Source organism: Parapedomonas caeni, assembly GCF_041060555.1.
Taxonomy (GTDB): Bacteria; Pseudomonadota; Alphaproteobacteria; order Sphingomonadales; family Sphingomonadaceae; genus CAUJIW01.
This window is the reverse complement of sequence record NZ_JBEUDS010000068.1, coordinates 1-735: the sequence shown is the minus strand read 5'-3', so window position 1 is coordinate 735 and position 735 is coordinate 1. Positions and strand designations below refer to the sequence as shown.

Annotated in this window: 1 protein-coding gene; it reads right to left on the bottom strand. The window is 53.3% G+C overall.

Going from position 1 to position 735, the window contains the following annotated elements; genetic code table 11:
- Nucleotides 1–672 (bottom strand): IS6-like element IS26 family transposase (locus ABU113_RS17205; protein ID WP_029780794.1); only part of this gene is annotated, 672 nt, incomplete at its 3' end.
- Nucleotides 673–735 lie beyond the last annotated feature (63 nt).

The window sequence follows — 735 nt, the reverse complement described above, 5'->3', positions numbered from 1 at the left end:
TTCGCCCAGGGGATCACCATAATAAAATGCTGAGGCCTGGCCTTTGCGTAGTGCACGCATCACCTCAATACCTTTGATGGTGGCGTAAGCCGTCTTCATGGATTTAAATCCCAGCGTGGCGCCGATTATCCGTTTCAGTTTGCCATGATCGCATTCAATCACGTTGTTCCGGTACTTAATCTGTCGGTGTTCAACGTCAGACGGGCACCGGCCTTCGCGTTTGAGCAGAGCAAGCGCGCGACCATAGGCGGGCGCTTTATCCGTGTTGATGAATCGCGGGATCTGCCACTTCTTCACGTTGTTGAGGATTTTACCCAGAAACCGGTATGCAGCTTTGCTGTTACGACGGGAGGAGAGATAAAAATCGACAGTGCGGCCCCGGCTGTCGACGGCCCGGTACAGATACGCCCAGCGGCCATTGACCTTCACGTAGGTTTCATCCATGTGCCACGGGCAAAGATCGGAAGGGTTACGCCAGTACCAGCGCAGCCGTTTTTCCATTTCAGGCGCATAACGCTGAACCCAGCGGTAAATCGTGGAGTGATCGACATTCACTCCGCGTTCAGCCAGCATCTCCTGCAGCTCACGGTAACTGATGCCGTATTTGCAGTACCAGCGTACGGCCCACAGAATGATGTCACGCTGAAAATGCCGGCCTTTGAATGGGTTCATGTGCAGCTCCATCAGCAAAAGGGGATGATAAGTTTATCACCACCGACTATTTGCAACAGTGCC